Origin of the sequence: Sphingorhabdus buctiana (assembly GCF_042680825.1) — a bacterium.
GTDB classification, from domain to species: domain Bacteria; phylum Pseudomonadota; class Alphaproteobacteria; order Sphingomonadales; family Sphingomonadaceae; genus Sphingorhabdus_B; species Sphingorhabdus_B buctiana.
In genome coordinates this window covers 141,941-164,870 of sequence record NZ_JBHUEL010000008.1, presented here as the reverse complement: position 1 = coordinate 164,870, position 22,930 = coordinate 141,941, and the positions used below count along the sequence as shown (strand labels likewise).

Genomic DNA, 22,930 nt, shown 5'->3' with positions numbered 1-22,930 from the left:
CTTACGGCCGGATCAGATATTTCTCGCCCGTTTTCTTCGCGTTATAGGCCTGCATCGTCGCGACATCGACTGCCTGCTCCAGGCTGACTTCATGGCTGTAATGGCTCTTGAAGGTCGTGGTCAGTTCAGCCGCAACGCGGGCACGCATCCGGCCGACGATTTCTGGGCCGGCTTTAGCCATGAACGGTGTAAGCAGCCAGCCGCTCAGGCTCCAAGTCAGGCCGAAATTGCGGTTGAGGATGGTCGGGCCCACATCGAGCGCGCCATAGATATAGACCTGCTTCATTTGGTCCGAACCATAGCGGCTATAGGTAGACATGCGGCGTACCGCAGCAGCCTCCATCGCGCCCAATATCTGGCCGGAAAGCTTGCCGCCGCCAATCGGATCGAAGCCAAGGAAGGCCTCGGTTTCGGCAATAGCTGCGGTCAATTTTTCGACAAAATCGTCATCGTTGGAATTGAGCACGATTTCCGCACCGATGCCCTTCAGAAGGTCAACCTGCGCCTGGCTGCGCACGATATTGATGAGGGGAATGCCATCGGCCTTGCAAATCTTGACCAGCATCTGGCCAAGGTTTGAGGCAGCGGCAGCATGGACTATTGCCTTATATCCCTCAAGCTTCATGGTTTCCACAAAACCTAGCGAAGTCAGCGGGTTGACGAAGCAGGATGCGCCATCTTCGGGTGCAGTTCCATCGGGAAGGGGCATGCACATTTGCGCGGCAAGGCAGCGATATTGGGCATAGATCTCACCGCCAATCAGCGCGACAGTCTTGCCCATCAGCGCCTGTGCTTCGGGCGCTGCACCGGCGGCAACGACAACACCGCAGCCTTCATTGCCGATTGGCAAGGCTTGCCCGATGCGGCCTGCCATGAAGCGCACTCCCGCTTCGGGCACATTCATTGCGATGCCGGGAAGGCCGGCACGCTCGATCGCACGCGCACTGGTCACATCGGCTGCACCGACCATCAGGCCCAAATCAGACGGGTTGATCGGGGTGGCCTGCACCTTCACCACCACTTCATGGTCCTTCGGCGTAGGCATGGGTAAGTCGGCCAGATAAAGCTCCAACACCCCTTCTGGCTTAACTTCGGTCAGCATGGTGCGATTGGTTGCGGGCAGGTCAGACATGTTTCTCTCCTCTTGCGCGACCCGGATTCGGTTCGCGTTTGAAACTGGGTTAGCCCAACCCAGCGCCCGCTTCAACGACGCACTTTCCGATTAAAATCAGCCGGCTTTGACCGCGAGAACCGCAGCAATCAGTGTTAACCCCATGGCGAATACGCTTAGGCCCGTCCAGGGAACGAAGCCCACATGATCAAGGCGGTCACGCTTTTGCCGCCTTCGGTCTGCCAGCACGAAAAGCACCGATGCGATCGCAGACAGCACCGCGATCACGCCCCACATGTGGAAATTCCAGTTTTCAGACAGCCAGTCTAACATCGCCGCCAAATGGCCAAGCCCGCCGGCCATTGCAAGGGGCTAGACGCAGGCCATTATCTGCCTATGCACGCGAAGCATGGCGGCGAAGTTTTCCGATACCGAGACATCCCCACGACCGGTGCTCGGCATCCTGTTGCGGCTAGCTGCAATGGCCATACTCAGCCTGATGTTTGCGTTGGTGAAACTGGCGGGTGAACGTGGAATTCATCTCACTGAAAGTCTGTTCTATCGCCAATTGGCGGGCCTGCCGGTGGCAATTGCGTGGTTATGGTGGACGGGTGCCTTGGCATCGATCCGTACAACGCGACCCTTGCAGCACGGGATAAGAATGGTTTTGGGCGCCTCCGCGATGGCGCTCAATTTTTCCGCCATGCTTTTGCTACCCATGGCCGAAGCCACGACCTTTGGTTTCGCAGCGCAGATATTCGCAACGATCCTGGCAGCATTGCTGTTGGGCGAACCAACGGGGCGTTATCGCTGGGGCGCTGTGGCACTGGGATTTGTAGGCGTTTTGATTGCGCTGCAACCTGGCGGAGAGGCCATTCCGTTACAGGGCGCGGCAGTTGCGCTGGTGGGCGCGCTCGTAACAGCCGGCGTCATCATCCAGCTGCGCCGGATGGCGCAAACAGAGCCTGCCGGCGCGATTGTCTTCTGGTTCAGCCTGACGTCGCTGGTACCGTTGGGGATTGCCGTTCTGCTTTTCGGGAAAAACCATGACGCCGAAAGTTGGGCCATATTGGCAGGATTGAGCCTTGCCGGGGCTGTTGCGCAAATCCTGCTCACAGCTTCGCTTCGCCACGCTTCGGTGGCTGCAATCATGACGATGGATTATAGCGCTCTGCTGTGGTCTGCATTCATAGGCTTTGCCGTATTTGGTGAGATACCGAGCTATTCCATATGGCTAGGTGCGCCTTTGATTATTGGCGCCGGCCTCATCATTGCATGGCGCGAACAATATCTGGCGCGCAAGCGGGCTATGGAAGCGGCGGAATATCCCTTCGGTTGAGGTGGACCGGGATTTGCGCCCGCACTTCGGCAACGCGTGCGAGATCGAGGTCAGCAAAGCCCACCCCCTCGCTTTCGCCCATATCGAGCAGAACTGTTCCCCACGGATCAACGACGAGCGAATGGCCATAGGTTTCGCGACCGTCCTCATGCTTTCCGCACTGAGCGGCGGCAATCACGAAGGCAGCGGATTCAATCGCCCGGGCGCGCAGCAGTACATGCCAATGTGCCTTACCGGTGGGAACGGTAAATGCGGCTGGAACCGCAAACACGGTCGCGCCCGCTTGTGCCAACCGGCTGTAAAGATCAGGAAAGCGCATATCATAGCAAATGGTCAGCCCCATTTTGCCAAGCGGTGTGTCAGCCAGCACAGGACCATCGCCACCCTTATAAGCCGATGATTCGCGCCACGATTCGCCGGTGGACAGGTCGACATCAAACAAGTGCATCTTGTCATATCTGGCAACGATGTGACCGCTATCATCAATGAGCAGCGATCGGTTGGCCCGTCGCCCGTCCGCTGATTCCAAAGGTAGCGAACCGCAATGAACCCAGATCTGCTTGTCCTTTGCAGCCTGGCAGAGCATCTTCAAAGCCACACTCGACTCTTCCGCGACGATGCTCTGCGCCGAACGGACCCGATCACGATCTATCAGAACCGACATTTCGGGAGCTAAATATATGGACGCTCCTCCCGCCTTGGCCTCTGCAACGCCCCCTAACATCGCAATGCAATTGTGCTCCGTGTCGATGCCGCTGTTCATTTGGTGGACTGCAATTCTCATTTTCAGCAACTCCCGATCGGCTCGTCGCCGGTTTAAGTCAGCTTATCCCAACTCTTCGAATGACGGTAATATGGATGCAACAATTAGTTGGATTTCGACTTGGTAGACGTCGCGGCGTTGCTGTGTCACTTGTGCAACAATCATTCAAGTCAGGCAGAGAAAATGAATTTTTTCAAATTGATTGCCGATTCCCGGGTTGCGCCAAAACAGAGTTTGTGCCAGTAGGGTCGCGGTGTGTTTAAAACCACATTCAAAAAGGAGCCAAAAAATGCGTTTCGGTAAAGTTTCGCTCGCTGCAGTGGCTGCTGTTGCTCTCGCCGGTGCCCCGGTGGTTGCTCAGGCTGCTGCTCCTGCAAAACCGGTCGCTGCAAAGGTGCAGCGCGCTGGTGCCGCTAAGGAAGAAAGCAAGCTCGGCGGTGGTAGCGGCGTTATCGTCGCCGTCCTCGCTGCTGCTGCAGTTATTGCAGGCATCGTCATTGCCGCTGGCAACGACGACGACGCTCCGACCAGCCCCTGAGCTCGGTCTGAGATTGAAAGGAAAGGCGGCCTAGAGCCGCCTTTTTTTTAACTTTTGCAGACGTAATTCTCGATTTTCTGAGGGAATCCGGACGTAGATGTTAACCAAAGAATCATCGACTGCCGCTATCGGAATCGCATGACCAAGCAGCTCAAAGTTCTCGTCACCGGTGGTGCAGGCTATATCGGAAGCCACGCTGTCCTCGCGCTCAAGGATGCCGGCCACCAGCCGGTGGTGATCGATAATCTGGTCACCGGATTTCGCTGGGCAGTGCCCGAAGACGTCCCATTTGTTGAGGGCAATATTGCCGACGAGGAACTGGTTGCATCGACGCTGCGCGCACATGCCATCGACGCCATCATGCATTTTGCGGGTTCGATCATCGTCCCCGAATCGGTCGAGAACCCACTCAAATATTATCGTAATAATACCGCCGCGAGTCGCAGCCTGATCGATTCGGCTGTGCAGGCGGGGATCAGGCATTTCATCTTTTCATCGACCGCCGCAACCTATGGCATCCCCGAATCGAGCCCGGTCCGCGAAGATATGCCCAAACTACCCATCAATCCCTATGGCATGTCGAAATTGATGACAGAATATATGCTGCGCGATGTCGCAGCTGCGCACGATTTCAACTATTGCGCGCTCCGCTATTTCAATGTCGCAGGCGCAGATCCGCAGGCGCGCACCGGCCAATCAACCGCAGGCGCAACGCATTTGATCAAGGTCGCGGTCGAAGCAGCCCTCGGCAAACGCGATTCGGTCGCCGTGTTCGGTACCGACTATTCCACGCCCGATGGCACAGGCGTTCGCGACTATATCCATGTCAGCGACCTCGCAGCAGCTCATGTCATCGCGCTCGAGGCATTGGTTGCCGATCCCGGCACCAGCCACACACTCAACTGCGGCTATGGCCATGGCTATTCGGTGATGCAGGTGCTTGATGCGGTTGATCGCGTTACAAACCTGACGATCACGCGTAAAATCGAGGGCCGCCGCGCAGGCGATCCCGATGAGCTGATTTCGGACAATCGTGAAATCAAGGCGCGCTTTGGCTGGCAGCCCAAATATGACGATCTCGACACCATCGTCAGCCACGCGCTGCAATGGGAACGCAAATTGAGCGAGCGCGGCTAGACTTGCACTGCTGGCCCATGCGCCCCATATCCGGGGCCATGGACAATCAAGCACATAACAACCCCTCCACCTGGTATGGCACGACGATTCTCTCGGTCCGCAAGGGCGGCAAGGTGGTGATCGCAGGCGACGGCCAGGTTTCGATGGGCCAGACGGTGATGAAACCCAATGCCAAGAAGGTCCGCCGCCTGCATGATGGCAGCGTGATCGCGGGATTTGCAGGCGCCACGGCAGATGCCTTCACCCTGTTCGAACGATTGGAAAAAAAGCTGGAGGCGCATCGCGGCCAGTTGATGCGCGCCGCGGTCGAACTGGCCAAGGATTGGCGCACCGACAAATATCTCCGCAATCTGGAAGCGATGATGATCGTCGCCGATAAGGAAGTGACGCTGATCCTGACGGGCAATGGCGATGTGCTGGAGCCGTTGGATGGCATTGCTGCAATCGGATCGGGCGGCAATTATGCGCTCTCCGCGGCCCGTGCACTGATGGATTATGAAGCCGATGCCGAAACGCAGGCGCGCCACGCGATGAAGATTGCCGCCGAAATCTGCGTCTACACCAACGACCAGTTGACGGTCGAAAGCATGGACAGCGTCAGCTGATCCGCAGGAACCCCATATAATGAGCCAGAACCTTACTCCCAAGGCGATTGTCGCCGCATTGGACGAACACATCATCGGCCAGGCCGATGCCAAGCGCGCGGTGGCTGTCGCATTGCGCAATCGCTGGCGCCGTCAACGGCTTCCGGCAGAATTGCGCGACGAAGTGACGCCCAAGAATATCCTGATGATCGGCCCCACGGGTTGCGGCAAGACCGAGATCAGCCGTCGCTTGGCCAAACTGGCCGACGCGCCCTTCATCAAGGTGGAAGCGACCAAGTTCACCGAGGTTGGCTATGTCGGCCGCGATGTCGAACAGATTGCCCGCGATCTGGTCGAAGAGGCGATCCGGCTCGAAAAGGACCGCCGCCGCGAAGTCGTGCGCGAAGCCGCCGAGGCGGCTGCCATGGAGCGCATTTTGAAGCCCTTGGCCGGTGAAACCGCTAGCGAGGCGACGCGCGAGGCATTTCGGCAGCGCATCCGCGACCGGCACATGGACGATGTCGAGATCGAAATCGAAGTTACCGATGCCCCGCGCATGCCGATGGAAATCCCCGGAATGGGCGGCGTCGGCATGATCAACATCGGCGAGATGATGGGCAAGGCGTTCGGCCAGAACAACCAGAAGCGCCGCAAGATGAAGGTACCCGAAGCCTGGGCCAAGCTGGTAGATGAAGAAACCGAAAAGCGCCTCGACCAGGATGATGTTGCGCGCACTGCCATCGCAGATGCAGAGGCAAACGGAATTGTCTTCCTCGATGAAATCGACAAGATTGCCGTCAGCGACGTGCGTGGCGGTTCGGTCAGCCGTGAAGGTGTCCAGCGCGATCTGCTGCCCTTGATCGAAGGCACCACCGTCGCGACCAAATATGGCCCGATGAAAACCGACCATGTGCTGTTCATCGCCAGCGGTGCGTTCCATGTCTCGAAACCGAGCGACATGCTGCCCGAATTGCAGGGGCGCTTGCCGATCCGAGTCGAACTGACCGCGCTGACCCAGGAAGACTTTGTCCGCATCCTTTCGCAGACCAAGGCCAATCTGCCGCACCAATATGTGGCGCTGCTGGGTACCGAAGATGTCGCGCTCGAATTCACCGATGATGCCATCGCAGCGCTCGCCCGTATCGCCGCACAGGTGAATGAAAGCGTTGAGAATATCGGCGCACGCCGGCTGCAAACGGTGATGGAACGCTTGCTTGAAGACATCAGTTTTGACGCCGAAGACCGCAAAGGCGAAACGATCAAGATCGATGCCGCCTATGTCGAGCAACAGCTATCGGGCATTGCCAAGGACGCCGACCTTTCCAAATATGTTCTATAATTGTTCTCATTTTCCTGCTATATGAGTCGCTGCAGGAAGGAGACATTGCATGACATATCAAGGTGGCTGCCAATGCGGCGCTGTGCGTTATGAAGTGAGCGGCGAACCCCAGCATGTGGCGCTTTGCCACTGCAACGATTGCCGCAAATCGTCTGGCGCCCCGATGGTCGCATGGGCGGCCGTTACCGATGCACAGTTCAAGCTGGTTCAGGGTGAGCCAGTGACGTTCAACTCTTCGGGCTCTGCCATGCGCAGTTTTTGCCCCAAATGCGGGTCGGGCCTTTACTATCGCAACGCGGAGTTCCTACCCGGTATTGTCGACATCCAATCTGCAACACTGGATGATCCCAACGCCTTGCCGCCATCGGCACATATCCAGGTTGCAGAACGGCTGGGTTGGATGGAAACCGCGCACAGCCTGCCATCATTTGATCGGTTTCCGGAATAGGCTAACTCCCCTTTCCCGCAAATGGGAAGGAGGATCAGCGCGAAGCCACCGCCTCTGCATCAGGCTCGACCACCATCGTCCATGCCTTTGCATCGACCAGATATTTGCGCGCCAGAGCCTGTAGCTGTTCGGGGGTTACCTTGCTGTAATCGCTATACAATCGACCGAGCGCTTCATAGCGCGCGGCATTGTAGGTCGCGCCTTCAAGTTCGTTCATCCAGAACAAATTCCCGGTGGTTGCACGTTCGACATATTGCAGGATCGGCTCGAGCGAGCGTTGCAACTCGTCCGGGCTAACCGGTAATGCCGCAAGGTCGGCCGCGACCGATTTGGCGAAGGCAAAGAAGCGGTCGGTATCCTTGGGCTGCATCTGGCTATAGGCCATCAGGAACCCGCCCGAGGTGAATTCATCGGGCCAGGTCGCAGTCGCATCCGGGCTGTAACTGGCCGCCTGTTCGGAACGGAATTTTTCGAACAATCGGTCGCGGAACAGCGCCGCAAGCACTTCGAGTTGCCGGGCTTCGGCGATCTGCGCCAAACCGGCTCCTGTCGGCCAGCCGATGACAGCCGCCATCTGGTCCTTGGGGCCTTTATGGATAAAGCGCAGCGGTGTCGCATTGGCCGCCGGAAACACGACTTGCGCGGCCTTTGCCGAAATGGCTGCGGCCGTACGTGGCTTCATCGCGCCAACAGTCGAACACAACACTTCCAGCGCCTGTTCGGTTTCAAAATCACCGAACAGCAATACCTCTACGGGGCCGCTGGCAAGCAGAGGCTCCCAGAATGACCGAAAGCTCTTGCCATCCAATTTGCTGACTTCTTCGGGCGTCGGGATTTTCCAGCGCAGGTCGTTGCCCGACAGGCGGTATTGCAACTCGCGCTGCAGCACTGCGGTCGCCGACATATCGAAACTGCGATATGTCGATATGGCGAGCGCCTTTTCACGTTCGAGCGGCGCGACATCCCAATTGGGATTTTCCATCTTGGTCGCGATCATCCGCAACTGGTCAGCAAGATCCTCGGGTCGCGTCGTCGCGCTATATTCGAACGCGTCATTGTCGACATTGAAGCCCAGTTCGATACGTCGCCCATTGAGCAACTGGTCGATCTGGGTGCGGCTGAACTTGCCAACGCCGCTTTCGCTGATCACGCCCGGGCCCGACCACATCAGACCCGCCTTTGACGGATCAAGCGCCTGATAGCCGCGGCCAAAGCGCACAAGCACCCGCACCTGCCCGCTTTCCGCCTTGTTGGGGAACAGCAAGGCACGCACACCGTTGGAAAGTTCGACCGACTCCATCTCAAGTCGTTGCAGCCGGTTGCGCGCTACAATCTGCGACGGCGCCCCCAGCTTGGGCAAATCATCGAATGTGATGGCATTGCCAGCAAGCCGAACCGACGATGCCGCCGATACCGGATCGGTCAACGCCTTGGCCAGACGGACGTCCGCATCGGCACCGTCGTCCACCGGCGAGGTACGCAAGATGCGCACGGCATCTGCGGAAAACAGCGCCTTGGTGGCCGCAAACAGTCGCTCTGGCGTGAACTTGCCGCGCATATTTTCAAACACGCCGACAACGGTATCGGGCGCGGCAATCGTTTCGCGTATGTCGACCGCCTTGACGATATCGTCAGCCTGTTTCGCCGCCGCCTCGAACGGATAGCTGTCGCGCATGGTGCGAAGCGCATTGCCGAAAAGCGTTACTTCGCGGTCGATATCGGCCTGCGACGGCGGCGTGCTGACCGCATCTTCGATGATCGCGCGCACATCGGCCACCGCCTGCTGCCAGTTGTCGCCTATAGGGGTGATGATGACGGTCGTCGTGTCGGCGCTGCGCGAAATATCTTCCTGCCCGACCTCGGCCAGGCTGAAGGTCGATCCGGCGCGTGCCTGCGCCACCAAGCGGCGATTGACGATCTGTTGCGCGAGCGCATCGACCAGCAATTGTTCGTTATAGGCGATGGTATCATCGACCTTTTCCCAAGGCCGGGCATAGATGATCGCCACATTTGGCGGCAGGGTTGGTGCAACCACCGTCTTGGCTATGCTGCCACCCGGGTTGGGGCGACCGAAATCGGGATCGGGCACGGCAGCGCCCTTCCCTTTCCAGCCGCCGAAATGTTTTTGCACCAGCTTTTCGAGCTCTGCCGGATCGGCATCCCCCGCAATCGAAACCACCAGCTTTTCAGGCCGATACCAACGGCGGTGGAATTCGCGCAGGCCCGCCGCTGTTGCCGAATCGAGGCTGGCGATCGAACCGATCGTCGAACGGTTGGCCAGCCGCTGCCCCTGAAAGGCATGCTGGCGCATCGCTTCGCCCAAGTCCATTCCCGCACCAGCGGATTCGCGCAGTTCTGCCTGCACGATGGCGCGCTCTGCATTCAGCGCGCTTTCGGAAATATTGGGCGCGCGCACCATGCCCGAAAGCAGCTTGAGCGATTCATCGAGCGTCGCGGGTGAACTGTTCGGCAGGTCTAGCTTGTACACCGTCTGTGTCGGTGTCGTCTGTGCATTGCTGTCGCTGCCAAAGGTGACGCCGAAGCGCTGCCAGATGCGCTTGGCCTCTCCATCGGGCACATGTTCGGATCCGCGAAAGGCCAGATGCTCCATCAGGTGCGCAAAGCCGAGTTCATTTTCTTCTTCATGCAGCGACCCGGCATCTACGCGCACGCGGATCGAAACCTGGCCTGCTGGCACGACATTGCGCTTCACCGCATAGCGCACACCATTGTCGAGCACGCCGAAGGTCCAGCTGGTATCAACCGGAACATCGCTATTCTCGTAAAGCCAGGGGGTCTGCGCCGCCTTGGTCACAGTGGCTTGGGGCGTTTCCGCGAAAGCTGTTTGAGCCGGGATCAAAAGCGCGAGCGCGGTCGCGAGGCGAAGGCTATGGTATAATTTCATCGCCTGCCGTCCTGTCGGCCAGCCGATTGATCCACGATGAACGAGACGTCAAATCCCGCCATCAACGGTTTCATAGCCAAGCCCCGCCAATCCCGATTTCAACGCCTCGGTGCAAGCAGCCAGTTGGTGCGGATCGGTTGAACGGATAACGAAATTTGCCCCCACCCGGCCTTCGCGGAAAAAGGGATAGCTGCCGATCTGGCAGCCTTCATGCGCCTTTTCGGTATCGCCGAGCAGCTTTGCAATCTCGCTTTCTGCCACCCAGCAGCCAATCTGGTGCGAAAGCAGCGGCGCGCCTCCTTCAAGTGTTCCGGTCAGCGCGTCGAGCATGCCTGCCGTGATATGCGGCACGCCCGCCATGATAAAGATGTTGCCGGTCTTGATCCCCGGCGCGCCTGACATCTTGTTCGGGATAAGGTCCGCACCTTCGGGCACCCGCGCCATGCGCAGCCGCTGTTCGGTAACGCCGCCACGGGTTTCGTAATAGCGTTCAAGGATTTCCTTGGCGATGGGATGCAGCACCACCGGCACGCCCAATGCCTTTGCAATCGCATCGACAGTGATGTCGTCATGCGTCGGCCCGATCCCGCCGGTGGTGAACAAATAATCGTTGCGCGCACGCAGTATGTTCACCGCCTCGACAATCGCATCCTCTACATCAGGCACTACGCGCACCTCGCGCAGGCGAATGCCCTGCACATTGAGCCAGAGCGCGATCTGGCTGATATTCTTGTCCTGCGTGCGTCCGGAGAGGATTTCGTCGCCAATGATGACGAGCGCGGCGGTATATATACGATCTGAACTCATGGAATCGGGCATAGCCGCAAAGACTCCCCTCGCAAAGCACGGATAAAGCGCCTATATGCGCCGCATGAACCAATATGTTGCCGTTACCGCCGCAGAGGCCGCCATCCCGCGTGATGGGGTGATTAAACTGCATGGCGAGGAAGCCTTTGAAGGCATGCGCAAGGCGGGCCGCCTGGCTGCCGAAATTCTGGACGCGCTCACCAGCTTTGTCGTTCCCGGCATCAGCACGCAGGATATCGACGATCTTGTCCGCGAAATGACGCTGAAGGGTGGCGGTATTCCCGCAACGCTCGGCTATCGCGGCTATACGCACAGCTGCTGCACCAGCATCAACCATGTGATCTGCCACGGCATCCCTTCGGACAAGAAGCTGCGCGACGGTGACATCGTCAATATCGACGTCACCCCGATCATCGATGGCTGGCACGGCGATACCAGCCGCATGTTCCTTGTTGGCGATGTGCCCACAAAGGCGAAGCGGCTGGTCGATGTGACCTATGAATGCCTGATGCTCGGCATCGAACAGGCAAAGCCCGGAAACCGCATCGGCGATATCGCCCATGCGATCCAGACCCATGCCGAGGCGCACCGTTATGGCGTTGTCCGCGAATTTTGCGGGCATGGGCTGGGGCGCTTGTTCCACGACGCCCCTGAAGTCGTCCACGCCGGCCGCCCCGGCACCGGTCCGGAGCTGAAATCGGGCATGATCTTCACCATCGAACCGATGATCAACATCGGTAAACCGCACGCCAAGGTGCTCGACGATGGCTGGACAGCGGTAACCCGCGACCGCTCGTTAAGCGCGCAGTTCGAACATAGCATTGGCATTACCGAGGATGGCTGCGAGATCTTTACGGCAAGCCCGAAGGGGCTGCATAAGCCGCCTTATTGAGGTTGGTTGTTGGCGCGAAAGCGGGGTCTAAACCCGCAACCCACTCACCTCATCCAACCCCGCCATGATGTTCAAATTCTGCACGGCAGCACCGCTCGCACCCTTGCCCAGATTGTCTAGCATCGCCACGAGGCGCACCTGATCGCCCTTGGCTGAGGCGAAAACGAAGAGGTCGAGCCGGTCAGAAGGCGCCTCTGCCTTGTGGATCAGCAATTCGGACGGTGCGGCGCTGGAATGCACCTTGACCACCGCCGAACCCGCATAATGCCCCTCCAGCGCAGCGCGGAGCGCGTCGGCATTGGCGGCACCGGGCATTGCGGCCAACGGCAGCGGCACTTCGACCAGCATCCCGCGAAACGCCTGCACCACCGCCGGGGCAAAAATGGGCGCGTGTGCCAGCCTGGCATGCTGCTGCATCTCGGGCACATGCTTGTGGTTGAGATCAAGGCCATAGGCGCGGAAACCGATGTCGCTTCCCTCCCCCTCAAACCGTTCGATCAATGCTTTGCCGCCGCCTGAATAGCCAGACACGGCATTGACGGTATAGGGCCAGTCAGCGGGGATCAGCCCTGCCGCCACCAATGGCGCGACGAGGCCTAGAAAGCCGGTCGGGTAGCAACCCGGATTGGAAACAAAGCGCGCCGCTGCGATCCGTTCATGCTGGCCTTTTTTGAACTCGGCAAAGCCATAGGCCCAGTTGGGATCGACACGGTGCGCAGTCGAGGCGTCGATCACGCGGGTGCGATCATTGGCGATCATCGCCACCGCTTCCTTCGCCGCATCGTCGGGCAGGCAGAGGATGACGAAATCGGCATCGTTCAATGCCTCGCGCCGCGCGACGGCATCCTTACGCTTATCCTCGGGCAAGATGATTTGCGCAAATTCGCTGCGGCCTGAAAGCCGGTCAGCGATTTCGAGGCCGGTGGTGCCAACCGCGCCGTCGATGAATACCGATTGGGTCACAGCTTTACACGCTTCCGCGCCAGCACCGGCGCTTCATGCTCGGCAAAGCGCGCGGTTGCATCGGCCAGAGGCTCTATCGAAACTGCCATGGCAGCGCCATTGGCGTGGATCAGGTTGCTCTCGTCCGCCATGATGCCGACATGGCCGGGGAAAAAGACGAGGTCGCCGCGCTGCAGCTTGTCACCAGCGCCCAGTTCTTCGCCAAAGCCAGCTTGCTGCATATCGGCGTCGCGCGGAGCTTTGATGCCATTGAGGCCAAAAACCAGCTGGACCAGCCCCGAGCAATCGAGCGCGTCGCCGCTGCGCCCACCCCAGCTATAGGGCACGCCGACCAGCTTTTCGGCCAGATCGGCGGGCGATCCTTCGACCTTGCCGGGTTCTGACAGATGCGCGGCCGGAAGCCAGCCACCTTCGCAGGCAAGGAACTTGCCGCATTCGCTGGGTTCGCCGCAGACGATCTGCGCCCCCATCGGATAGCGTGCGAGCACCGGCGCCTTGATCGAGGGCTGCGTTACCAACAACGTCGCAGGTGCGCTGACCACATGGGTGGCGGTGAAATCATCGCCCAGATCGGCAAAGCGCAGATAGCCGAGATATTCGTCGTGCATGCAATAGCCCCAGGCCCATTCGCCTGCGACATCGAGCACGGCAAACTCTTCGCCATGCATCAACGCGCTGACCGGCATTGAGGAGAGATGCGGTTCGGCATGGATTTCCGTAACCGGCGCGATACCGGTGCGCAGCATCGGCACCGCATAATGCGGCGCGAACAGTTTTCCGGCGAGCTTGATGTCCGCCAGATCGCCACGGATCGGCGTCGTGCGCTTGTCGCCTTCGATGCTATGCCCGCTCAGGCGATAGGTCGCGCGTTCTTTGGGTGCCATATCGGCCAATTTTGTTCCCCTGACTTTGCGCGCCCTTTAGCGGACGGGATAGGCCTGCGACAAGTAGCGATAAACGGCACGCAGCCCTAGCGCCTCCCCGCCCTTTGGCCGCCCGGCTTTCGCGGTGGGCCGCCATGCAAAGGTATCGAGATGCGCCCATCGCACCTCATCGGGCACAAATTTCTGCATGAACAAAGCTGCGGTTATCGCACCGGCAAAGCCGCCGCCTGCATTGGCTGTATCGGCAATGTCGCTATCGAGCATGTCGGCATAGGGCTTCCATAGCGGAAGCCGCCACAACGGATCGGCTACATCCTTGCCCGCAGCCAGCAAGGCATCGGCCAGTTCATCATCATTGGCAAAAAGCGCAGGCAAATCAGGGCCTAGCGCCACGCGTGCCGCACCGGTGAGTGTTGCGAAATTGACGATCAGGTCTGCTTTATCCTCCACCGCCTTGGCCAATGCATCGGCCAGGATCAGCCGCCCCTCGGCATCGGTATTGTCGATCTCGACATGGATGCCAGCGCGGCTTTTGACGATATCGCCCGGGCGCAGCGCGCCGCCCGATACGCAATTCTCCACGGCAGCAACCAGCAAGTGCAACCGCACCGGCAAATGCGCCTTCATGATAAGGTCGGCGAGCGCCAGCGCATGCGCGGCTCCGCCCATATCCTTTTTCATCAGCCGCATGCCGACCGCGCTCTTGATATCGAGCCCGCCCGAATCGAACACCACGCCCTTGCCGACAATGGCGACGCGTGGGTGGCGTTCGTCACCCCATTCAAGCTCAATCAGCCTTGGCGCATAGTCGCGCGACGCCGCCATGCCGACAGCGTGGATCAGCGGATAGCCGGTTTGCAGTTCATGCCCCTTAGTGACATGCAGCTTGCCTTTGTGGGCCTTGGCGAGCCGTGCCGCTTCGGCCTCCAGCTCTTGCGGCCCAAGATCGATGGGCGGGCGGTTGACCATGTCCCGCACCAGCGCCGTCGCCTCTGCCTGACGAACGGCATTTTCAATCCGCCCCGGCTCGCTCGTAAACAAGATGCGCGCGCCCTTCAGCTTGGGTTCGCTGCGATATTCGTCAAAGCGATATTGCCCTAGCAACCAGCCGAGCAACGCGTCGCCGGTTTCCGCACCTTTCAGCCGGTACGTACCTTCGGGTAGCGCCTCGGCAGCTTTGGCGAGCGACCAATGCTCGAGCTTTGCCGCATCGGAAACAATCAGTGCCGCCTTCCAATCCTCGCTGCCCGGGATGTGCAGGATGGCGAAATCCCCCACACTGCCATCGAATTTCTGCGCCGAAGCCGCCGCACGCACCGGGCCGGGCTGGGCTGAAAACCAGTCTGCAAAGCCTTCTTTTGAAATGATTTCTATTTCGGTTGCGGCTTGCCCGCTATCGGGCTGGATCAAATTGCTATAGTCAGTCATCCAGTCTTGATAGCGTCATCGATTCAACAGGAGAAGCATAATGGCCCCCAGCGCAGATTTTCTGAAGCGCTTGCCTCTCGTGCTGCTTTTCTTGCTAGCCGCCTGTTCGTGGAATGAACCAGCGGTTGTCGATGTTCCCAAGGAAATCGATGTTGCATCAGGAGCATTTGTCGCTGCGGTTCAGAAGGGCGAGCAACAAGCCGCATCCAAGCATGTGGCACCGACGGCGCAGGACGAACTGGCGGCGCAGTTCGCATCCGATTCCAAGGCATTGAAGGCCGCTCCCAAGCTCACCCCACGCTTCATCACCTACAAGCCAGCATCGATGATGGGGCCTGAGGATACCGAAGTCACCATCATCTATGCCGCGCACACAAACAGCGAATGGACAACGATGGAAGTGCGTTTGTTCCGCCTTGGCGACGAGCCCTATGAAGTCGATTACTGGAAAGTCGGCACTGATACGCCGGTAGCCAAAAGCTACACGCCTGATCTGCGACCGATGTTTGGCATATTTGCGGCAATCGCGGGCGTTATCGTGGTGCTAGGCATTGCGCTTATCGGCACCATCCTGTGGATTGTCCGCCGCAAACCGCACATCGTTTCCCCGCCGGTGGAAAGCGAGCGGCGAGCCGCAGCGATTACCACCCGCGAAGCTAGCGAATAACGGGGTTTACTCAGCCGCCTCAAGCATAGGCTCTGATGCGCTGGCCACCGGCTTGGCGATTTCGCCTGCCTTGGTGAACTGCATCACACCATCTTCGATCGGATCCTCGGTCAGGATTTTCTTCTCGGCCTTGTAATCCTGCAGCACGCGCCAGGGATGGCGATCGCCATTTTTGGGCAGCTTGTCGAACGAGCGCGCAAAATAGCCAGCGGAGAAATCGTCGACCCACGGCAGGCGAGGCATATCAGCATCTTCGAGATGCGGATTGGCGATCGGCGTGCCCTTTGCGTCCATCGTCTTGAGCAGGCGGCAAACATAATCGGCGACAATATCGGTCTTCAGTGTCCAGCTGGCATTCACATAACCAAAGACACTCGCCATATTGGGGATGTCGTTGAACATCATGCCCTTATAGCTGACATGCTCGCTCGGCTTGGTTGCGCGGCCATCGATGCTGAGATTGGTCTTGCCCATCATCACAAGGTTGAGGCCGGTTGCGGAAACGACAATATCCGCCTCGAGCTCGCGTCCCGACTTCAGCTTGATACCGGTCGGTGTGAACCGCTCGATATGATCCGTCACGATTTCGGCTTTGCCAGCTGAAATGGCGTCGAACATGTCGGCATCGGGGACGAGGCAAAGCCGCTGCTCCCACGGCGTGTAAGGCGGCTGGAAATCCTTTTCGAAACTCGGATAGTCCGCCGGCAGCATTTTGCGCGCCATTTCGAGCAGGCGCTTGCTCACCTTCTCCGGCTTGTTACGCGCCATGTTGTAAGTGAAGCGCTGCATCGCGATGTTGCGCCAACGGGTGATGTTGTAAGCCCACATATCGGGCATGATTGCGCGCAGCGTATTCGCAAACCAGTCACGGGCCGGGCGCGAGACCATATAGGTCGGCGTGCGCTGCAGCATGTACACCTTCTCGGCGTTTTGAGCCATGACAGGCACGATGGTGACCGCGGTCGCACCAGAACCAATGACGACCACTTTCTTGCCGGCATAGTTCAGGTCTTCGGGCCAATGCTGCGGGTGGATGATGCGGCCGGTATAGTTGGCTTCATCGGGGAATTCGGGGCGATAGCCCTGATCATAATCATAATAGCCCGTGCACATGAACAGGAAGTTCGCCGTGAATTTGACCTCGGCACCGTCCTCTTCGCGGTGGGCGGTTACCGTCCAGCAGGCCTTTTCGGTCGACCAATCGGCGCCCATCACGCGGTGGCGAAACCGGATGTGCGGAGTGATGCCATATTCATCAGCGGTTTCATGGACATATTTGTGGATCGCCGGGCCGTCCGCAATCGCCTTTGCCTCGGTCCAGGGTTTGAACCGGTAACCCAGCGTGTGCATGTCCGAATCCGAGCGGATGCCGGGATAGCGGAACAGGTCCCAGGTTCCGCCCATATCGGCGCGCTGTTCGATTACCGCAAAGCGCTTGTCCGGGCATTGCATGGTCAAATGGGCCGCCGCCGCAATGCCGGAAAGCCCCGCCCCGACAATCAGGACATCAAATTCTCCACCATGCTGTTTTGCCGACATCGGCCGTCTCCTCTACCCGTACTTTAACTGTGCGTTTAAAAGGAAACTTACTTACATGGTTGCAGATTGCAACCCACTTGCATCAGTTTGCTACAAGCGCTCCGAACAGATCGTGCTCGTCGGCATCTTCTATTGTAACTTCAACAATATCGCCGGATTGCAGGTGTGCGGGCACATCGCGCAGGAAGACATTGCCATCGATTTCCGGGGCATCGGCCTGGCTGCGCGCGGTTGCACCGATGCTGCCATCTTCATCAGGCTCGCCCACTTCATCGATGATAACGGGCAAAACGCGACCGACCTTGGCAGCGAGTTTCGCGGCGCTGATCGCAGCTGTCTTTTCCATGATCCGCTGGTACCGCTCTTCCTTGATCTCTTCGGGCACGGGGTTGGGCAGCGCATTTGCCGCCGCTCCTTCAACCGGCTCAAAACGGAAGGCGCCGACACGGTCGAGCTGCGCCTCTTCCAGCCAATTGAGCAGATATTGGAAATCGGCCTCTGTCTCGCCCGGAAAACCGACGACAAAGCTCGAACGGATTGCGATATCGGGCGCGATGCTGCGCCAGTTACGGATGCGTTCCAAAACCTTGGCTTCGTTCGCAGGGCGCTTCATCGATTTCAGCACCGATGGTGCTGCATGCTGGAACGGGATATCGAGATAGGGCGTCAGCAGCCCCTCCGCCATCAGCGGAATAACATCGTCCACATGCGGATAGGGATAGACATAGTGCAACCGCACCCATGGCGCCTTGCCTTCAGAGGTACGCAGCTGTCCCAGTTCGCGCGCAAGATCGGTCATATGCGCGCGCACCTGGCGGCCTTTCCACTCGCGGGCTTCGTGCCGGGTATCGACACCATAAGCCGATGTATCCTGGCTGATAACCAGCAGCTCCTTCGTACCCGCAGAGACGAGCTTTTCGGCTTCGCGCAGCACGGCATCGACCCGGCGGCTGGCCAATTTGCCGCGGAGCGAGGGGATGATGCAAAAGGCGCAGCTATGGTTGCAGCCCTCTGAAATCTTGAGATAGCTGTAATGGCGCGGCGTCAGCTTCAACCCGCCTTCGGGGACGAGGTCGATAAACGCACCGCGGGCTGGCGGCGCGGCCTGATGCACGGCAGCGACAACATCTTCATACTGATGCGCGCCGGTAACGGCCAGAACCTCCGGGAAACGGGCGCGGATCAGTTCAGCCTCATTGCCCATGCAGCCGGTGACGATCACGCGACCATTTTCGGCAATGGCCTCACCGATCGCCTCCAGGCTCTCTTCCTTTGCGCTGTCGAGAAAGCCGCAGGTGTTGACGAGGACGACGTCCGCGCCTTCATAATCGGGCGACATTGCATAGCCGTCCGCGCGGAGCTTGGTGAGGATGCGTTCGCTGTCGACCAGCGCCTTGGGACAACCAAGGGAGACCATGCCGACCTTGGGTGCCGCTTCAATCTTTGTTGCCATGATGGGCGCGCGCATAGGCCTTTTTGCGCCGCTTGTCACCAGAGCGTTTGCAGCGCATTATGGCGTCGGGAGGAAACGATCATGGCAAATGCAAATCTGTTGGCAATTATCGTTGCAGCCGCGGCAGGCTTCCTTGTCGGCGGGATCTGGTACGGGCCATTGTTTGGCAAGGCGTGGCAGCACGAAATCGGGCTTTCTGACGAGGAAATCAAATCGTCGAACATGGCCAAGATTTTCGGGATCACATTCCTGTTCAGCCTGTTATCGGCGGTCTTCCTGGGCCATTTGCTGGCGCATTTCGACACCGATTTCCAGCGTACCATGATGATTTCGACCGGCATTGCCATCGGCTTCATCGCACCTGCTATCGGCACAAATTACCTGTTCGGCCGCAAATCGGGAAAATTGTTCGCGATCGACGCGGGTTACTGGATTGTGTTCTACGCCGCGATGGGGCTGGTCTTCGCGCTATTGGGTGCTTGAGCGGGCCGTTCAGGAAAAAGCGGCGCGCAAAGTTGCGAGCGAGTCGCGGTGCGTGAGGTCGAGTTGCAAGGGCGTGACCGAAATATAGCCGTCTTCGACCACCTCGAGGTCGGTGTCATGCCCTGAGGTGTGCTCCACCCCGTGCAGGCCGAACCAGTAATAGTCATAACCACGCGGATCGGTGCCTTTGACGATCGAACCGCGGCTGTAATCGTGGAAGCCCTGGCGAACGACCTGGATTCCCTTGACCGCTTCGGGTGCAATCGCCGGAAAGTTGACGTTCACCAATGTGCGTGGAACGAACGGCTGGTCGAGCAGCGGGGCCAAAACCTTCGCACCCCAAGCCTCCGCAGCCGAAAATGGCACCGCATCACCCATACCTTCCTTGCCGTAAACCTGGCTCATCGCGATTGCACGAACGCCGGCGAGAGCGCCTTCCATCGCGGCTGAAACGGTACCCGAATAGGTGATGTCATCGCCCAGATTGGCACCACGATTGACGCCCGACAGGATCAGGTCGGGTTTTGCATCCTTCATCACTACGCCGAGCGCGATCATCACGGAGTCGGTAGGCGTCCCGGTCACTGAAAAATGCTGGTGGCCATGCTGGCGGATACGCACCGGGCGGGTTAGCGTCAGCGAGTGGCCTGCGCCCGAATTTTCCTCTGCCGGTGCAACGATCCAGATATCGTCGCTGAATTCGCGAGCAATCTTTTCAAGAACCTTGAGCCCCGGAGCATGGACGCCGTCATCATTGGTGAGGAGGATACGCATTTGGAATTCCGTTTCATTCATAACCGTAGCGCTGAGCCTGTCGAAGGGCGCTTGTCGGCAAGATGTGTTTCGACAAGCTCGGCACTGTGGTGTTTATTGCGGCGTTAGTAACTCAATCCCGCCCATATAGGGCTTCAGCACATCGGGCACGGTGACACTGCCGTCGGCGTTCTGGTAGTTTTCAAGCACCGCAACCAGCGTGCGGCCCACGGCAAGGCCCGAACCGTTGAGGGTATGGACGAAAACCGTGCCCTTGCCTTCTGCGGGGCGATAGCGCGCGTTCATCCGACGGGCCTGGAAATCGCCGCAGTTCGAGCAGCTCGAAATTTCGCGATACAGCCCCTGCCCCGGCAACCATACCTCAAGGTCATAGGTCTTGCGGGCACCGAAACCCATGTCGCCGGTGCACAAAAGCACCTTGCGATAAGGCAGGTTCAACGCCTGCAACACGCCTTCGGCCGCTGCCGTCATCCGCTCATGCTCAGCCGCGCTGTCTTCCGGGCGGGTGATTGAAACCAGTTCAACCTTCTCAAACTGGTGCTGGCGAATAAATCCCTTGGTATCCCGGCCTGCAGCGCCTGCTTCCGAACGGAAACAGGGCGTCAATGCGGTCATGCGGATAGGCAGCAGCGCCTCGTCGAGTATCTGTTCACGCACGCTGTTGGTGAGTGAGACCTCGGCAGTCGGGATCAGCCAGCGACCATCTGTCGTCTGGAAATTGTCCTCGGCGAATTTGGGCAACTGCCCGGTGCCGAAAAGCGATTCCGTGCGCACCAGATAAGGCGTTGCGCACTCGGCATAGCTGTTGGCGGTGGTCTGGTGATCGAGCATGAACTGACCCAGTGCACGATTGAGCCGCGCCATCTGCCCGCGCAGAAAGGTGAAGCGCGCACCCGAAATCGCAACACCGGTTTCGAAATCGAGCCCCAGTTTCGGGCCGATTTCGCTATGGTCCCTGGCTTCAAAGTCGAATGCACGCGGGGCGCCCCAGCGGCTGACTTCGACATTGTCATTTTCGTCTGCACCCTGCGGCACGTCGTCAAATGGCAGGTTCGGGATTGAGGCAAGCAGGGCATCAAGCTCGCCCGATACCGTTCGCTCCTGCTCCTCCAACTGCGGCAGCTTTTCCTTAAGGCGGCTGACATCGGCCTTCAGCGCCTCGGCGGTCGCTATATCGCCCTTACCCATGGCCGCACCGATCGCCTTTGATGCCTCGTTGCGGCGCGACTGCCCGTCCTGCAGCTCTGTCAGCACCGAACGGCGGCGCTCGTCGAGTGCAAGGATTTCGGCAGATGCAGCCGCCGCGCCCCGGCGCGCCAGTGCTGCGTCGAACGCGGCTGCATTTTCACGGATATATTTCAGGTCGTGCATGGCCAAGGCCTATGCCGAGCGGCAAGCCCCTGTGCAAGTGTGATATGTGCACGCACGACAAACGAAAAAGGGCGGCCCAAAGCCGCCCTTTGTCGATTTGTAGCTGTTTTGTTGCGGTTAGGCTGCTTCGGCCTCTTTCCTCTTCGCATTGCGGCGGCGGGCGAACAGGCCTGCTGCCGCTGCACCGAACAGTAAGACCATCGGCGGTGCTGGAACATCGGTTCCGCCGGTGCTGCTCGAACTGCCACCGCTCGAGGACGAGGATGAACTTGAGCTCGATGACGAGGAGCTTGACGAGCTGCTGCTCGAAGACGAACCGCTCGACCCGGTCGAACCGGTGCTGGTGCTGCCGCCAAAACTGGAAGAACCGCCAGAGGAACTGCTCGAGGAGCTTGAGGAAGACGAGCTGCTCGACGACGACGACGAACCGCTGCTTCCCGAGGATCCGCTTGAGCCGCTCGATCCGCTGCTACCCGATGATCCGCTCGATCCGGACGAGCCGTGTGAACCACCCGAACTGGTGCCAGGCTTTCCACCGGTGCTGCCACCACCCGATGAAGAGCTGGAGGACGAGCTGCTCGAGGATGAGGAGCTGCTCGACGACGAAGACGAGCTTGATGAGCTGGTGCTGTTATTTCCGCTCGAGGTAGAGACATTGCCCGACGAGGTGGAAACATTGCCGCTTGAAGTCGACACGTTGCCGCTCGATGTGGAGACATTACCGCTCGAAGTCGAAACATTGCCTGACGAGGTCGACGAAGAACTGCTTACCCCCCCGGTCGAGGTCGATACATTGCCCGAGCTGGTGTTGCTGTTGTTGTTATTGATGGTGATGGTGATGCCACCTGACGTGCCGTCGACGGGGATATCCACATCGTCATCATCGCCATCGTCACCGCCATCATCCTCGCCACCAGAAGATGTCGAACCGGTGCTGCCAGGATTGATGTTGATCGTGTTGGTCACGCTCGACGATCCGCCGCCACCGCCTGAGAAGCCGCCGAAGAAGCCACCCCCAAAACTGCCGCCAAAGCCGCCACCGATGACCACGGGTACACCGCCACCACCGCTGCTGCCGACATCACCCATTGGGGGGAGCGGCGCATAAGGGATCGGCATCGGCATGCCCTGCGCGATAGCGACTGGCTGCGGCATGCATGTGGTGGTTGTCGTACGAACGACCTTGCGGACCCGCTTCACCTTGCGGACAGGTGCATGGGCAATCTTGCGCGCCTTGACGACCTTTTTCTTGGCCTTGTGCACCTTGACCTGAGCAGGTGGCTGATCTGCAACCTGCACAGCGCCACCGCCGATAAGCGCGCCACCGCAAGTGCAGGCGCATAGCTTCGCCAATGCCATTCGTACTGACATAATGTTTGCCTCTTTAGTCCAAGGGGCGCTGCCACCGCACGCCCATGTGACGGTGGCTTTCCCCTATGCCCGGCCATCTTTCGGTAAGCCTTCGCATTCCGCAATTGCATTAACCCTACTGAAAGCAGCAATTC

23 protein-coding genes are annotated in these 22,930 nt (G+C 59.1%); 11 read left to right on the top strand and 12 right to left on the bottom strand.

The genetic code is table 11. The features are described 5' to 3' along the window. Position 1 precedes the first annotated feature (1 nt). A complete protein-coding gene (locus ACFSAG_RS09060; RefSeq protein ID WP_381513783.1) occupies positions 2–1,132 on the bottom strand; it encodes a zinc-binding dehydrogenase in 1,131 nt (376 codons plus the stop codon). 96 nt (positions 1,133–1,228) lie between these two features. Next, a complete protein-coding gene (locus tag ACFSAG_RS09055) occupies positions 1,229–1,444 on the bottom strand; it encodes a hypothetical protein (protein WP_381513781.1) in 216 nt (71 codons plus the stop codon). A gap of 76 nt (positions 1,445–1,520) precedes the next feature. On the opposite strand from ACFSAG_RS09055, the gene ACFSAG_RS09050 reads away from it, so the two are divergent. Continuing rightward, positions 1,521–2,450 carry a DMT family transporter gene (locus ACFSAG_RS09050; RefSeq protein WP_381513778.1) on the top strand — a complete coding sequence of 310 codons (930 nt, stop codon included), beginning with the start codon at positions 1,521–1,523 and terminating at the stop codon, positions 2,448–2,450. Here the strand turns inward: ACFSAG_RS09050 and ACFSAG_RS09045 are convergent. Further along, positions 2,419–3,234, bottom strand: coding sequence for a carbon-nitrogen hydrolase family protein (locus ACFSAG_RS09045; RefSeq protein WP_381513774.1), 816 nt, complete (start codon positions 3,232–3,234; stop codon positions 2,419–2,421). The genes ACFSAG_RS09050 and ACFSAG_RS09045 overlap by 32 nt on opposite strands. Before the next feature lie 268 nt (positions 3,235–3,502). On the opposite strand from ACFSAG_RS09045, the gene ACFSAG_RS09040 reads away from it, so the two are divergent. The 5 genes from ACFSAG_RS09040 to ACFSAG_RS09020 all read left to right on the top strand — a co-directional run bounded on the left by ACFSAG_RS09040 (position 3,503) and on the right by ACFSAG_RS09020 (position 7,259). Further along, a complete protein-coding gene (locus ACFSAG_RS09040) occupies positions 3,503–3,751 on the top strand; it encodes a hypothetical protein (RefSeq protein WP_374544208.1) in 249 nt (82 codons plus the stop codon). A gap of 138 nt (positions 3,752–3,889) precedes the next feature. Then, positions 3,890–4,888 carry a UDP-glucose 4-epimerase GalE gene (gene galE, locus ACFSAG_RS09035; RefSeq protein WP_381513770.1) on the top strand — a complete coding sequence of 333 codons (999 nt, stop codon included), beginning with the start codon at positions 3,890–3,892 and terminating at the stop codon, positions 4,886–4,888. 38 nt (positions 4,889–4,926) lie between these two features. Continuing rightward, the gene (hslV, locus tag ACFSAG_RS09030) at positions 4,927–5,493 is read left to right on the top strand and encodes an ATP-dependent protease subunit HslV (RefSeq protein WP_374613870.1); all 567 of its coding nucleotides are present in this window, start codon (positions 4,927–4,929) and stop codon (positions 5,491–5,493) included. Between the two features lie 19 nt (positions 5,494–5,512). Further along, a complete protein-coding gene (gene hslU / locus ACFSAG_RS09025; protein WP_381513766.1) occupies positions 5,513–6,811 on the top strand; it encodes an ATP-dependent protease ATPase subunit HslU in 1,299 nt (432 codons plus the stop codon). Positions 6,812–6,860: 49 nt separating this feature from the next. After that, the gene (locus ACFSAG_RS09020) at positions 6,861–7,259 is read left to right on the top strand and encodes a GFA family protein (protein WP_381513763.1); all 399 of its coding nucleotides are present in this window, start codon (positions 6,861–6,863) and stop codon (positions 7,257–7,259) included. Positions 7,260–7,293: 34 nt separating this feature from the next. Here ACFSAG_RS09020 and ACFSAG_RS09015 read toward each other — a convergent pair whose 3' ends face one another. Beyond that, on the bottom strand, positions 7,294–10,164 hold the full coding sequence (locus tag ACFSAG_RS09015) for a M16 family metallopeptidase (protein WP_381513760.1): 2,871 nt from the start codon (positions 10,162–10,164) through the stop codon (positions 7,294–7,296). A gap of 48 nt (positions 10,165–10,212) precedes the next feature. Then, a complete protein-coding gene (locus ACFSAG_RS09010; protein WP_374613877.1) occupies positions 10,213–10,971 on the bottom strand; it encodes a competence/damage-inducible protein A in 759 nt (252 codons plus the stop codon). A 64-nt stretch (positions 10,972–11,035) separates the two neighbouring features. Here ACFSAG_RS09010 and map point away from each other — a divergent pair, with 64 nt between their 5' ends. Then, positions 11,036–11,863: a type I methionyl aminopeptidase gene (gene map, locus ACFSAG_RS09005; RefSeq protein WP_381513757.1), complete on the top strand. Its 828-nt coding sequence runs from the start codon at positions 11,036–11,038 to the stop codon at positions 11,861–11,863. Between the two features lie 27 nt (positions 11,864–11,890). Here map and argC read toward each other — a convergent pair whose 3' ends face one another. From argC to ACFSAG_RS08990, 3 genes are read right to left on the bottom strand one after another with little or no spacing between them, the layout of a single operon-like run. After that, positions 11,891–12,826, bottom strand: coding sequence for an N-acetyl-gamma-glutamyl-phosphate reductase (argC, locus tag ACFSAG_RS09000; RefSeq protein WP_381513754.1), 936 nt, complete (start codon positions 12,824–12,826; stop codon positions 11,891–11,893). After that, positions 12,823–13,710 carry a C40 family peptidase gene (locus ACFSAG_RS08995; protein WP_381514128.1) on the bottom strand — a complete coding sequence of 296 codons (888 nt, stop codon included), beginning with the start codon at positions 13,708–13,710 and terminating at the stop codon, positions 12,823–12,825. Before ACFSAG_RS08995 ends, argC begins: the two co-directional genes overlap by 4 nt. A gap of 36 nt (positions 13,711–13,746) precedes the next feature. Beyond that, positions 13,747–15,138, bottom strand: coding sequence for a leucyl aminopeptidase family protein (locus ACFSAG_RS08990; protein ID WP_381513752.1), 1,392 nt, complete (start codon positions 15,136–15,138; stop codon positions 13,747–13,749). Between the two features lie 40 nt (positions 15,139–15,178). On the opposite strand from ACFSAG_RS08990, the gene ACFSAG_RS08985 reads away from it, so the two are divergent. Continuing rightward, positions 15,179–15,805: a hypothetical protein gene (locus ACFSAG_RS08985; protein WP_381513749.1), complete on the top strand. Its 627-nt coding sequence runs from the start codon at positions 15,179–15,181 to the stop codon at positions 15,803–15,805. Positions 15,806–15,811: 6 nt separating this feature from the next. Here ACFSAG_RS08985 and ACFSAG_RS08980 read toward each other — a convergent pair whose 3' ends face one another. Then, positions 15,812–17,344, bottom strand: a complete 1,533-nt coding sequence (locus ACFSAG_RS08980) for a flavin-containing monooxygenase (protein WP_381513746.1) — start codon at positions 17,342–17,344, stop codon at positions 15,812–15,814. 82 nt (positions 17,345–17,426) lie between these two features. After that, positions 17,427–18,812, bottom strand: a complete 1,386-nt coding sequence (rimO, locus tag ACFSAG_RS08975; protein ID WP_381513743.1) for a 30S ribosomal protein S12 methylthiotransferase RimO — start codon at positions 18,810–18,812, stop codon at positions 17,427–17,429. Positions 18,813–18,878: 66 nt separating this feature from the next. Between rimO and ACFSAG_RS08970 the strand changes: the two genes are divergently transcribed. Beyond that, on the top strand, positions 18,879–19,280 hold the full coding sequence (locus ACFSAG_RS08970) for a DUF1761 domain-containing protein (protein WP_381513740.1): 402 nt from the start codon (positions 18,879–18,881) through the stop codon (positions 19,278–19,280). Between the two features lie 9 nt (positions 19,281–19,289). On the opposite strand, the gene surE is transcribed toward ACFSAG_RS08970, so the two are convergent. Continuing rightward, complete coding sequence (gene surE, locus ACFSAG_RS08965) at positions 19,290–20,054, bottom strand: 5'/3'-nucleotidase SurE (protein WP_381513737.1); 765 nt, start codon at positions 20,052–20,054, stop codon at positions 19,290–19,292. A gap of 93 nt (positions 20,055–20,147) precedes the next feature. After that, a complete protein-coding gene (serS, locus tag ACFSAG_RS08960) occupies positions 20,148–21,425 on the bottom strand; it encodes a serine--tRNA ligase (RefSeq protein WP_381513734.1) in 1,278 nt (425 codons plus the stop codon). A 148-nt stretch (positions 21,426–21,573) separates the two neighbouring features. Here serS and ACFSAG_RS08955 point away from each other — a divergent pair, with 148 nt between their 5' ends. Both ACFSAG_RS08955 and ACFSAG_RS08950 read left to right on the top strand, forming a co-directional pair. Beyond that, positions 21,574–22,533, top strand: a complete 960-nt coding sequence (locus ACFSAG_RS08955) for a hypothetical protein (RefSeq protein ID WP_381513731.1) — start codon at positions 21,574–21,576, stop codon at positions 22,531–22,533. Positions 22,534–22,640: 107 nt separating this feature from the next. Continuing rightward, positions 22,641–22,769, top strand: coding sequence for a hypothetical protein (locus ACFSAG_RS08950; protein WP_381513728.1), 129 nt, complete (start codon positions 22,641–22,643; stop codon positions 22,767–22,769). The last annotated feature ends 161 nt before the right edge of the window (positions 22,770–22,930 follow it).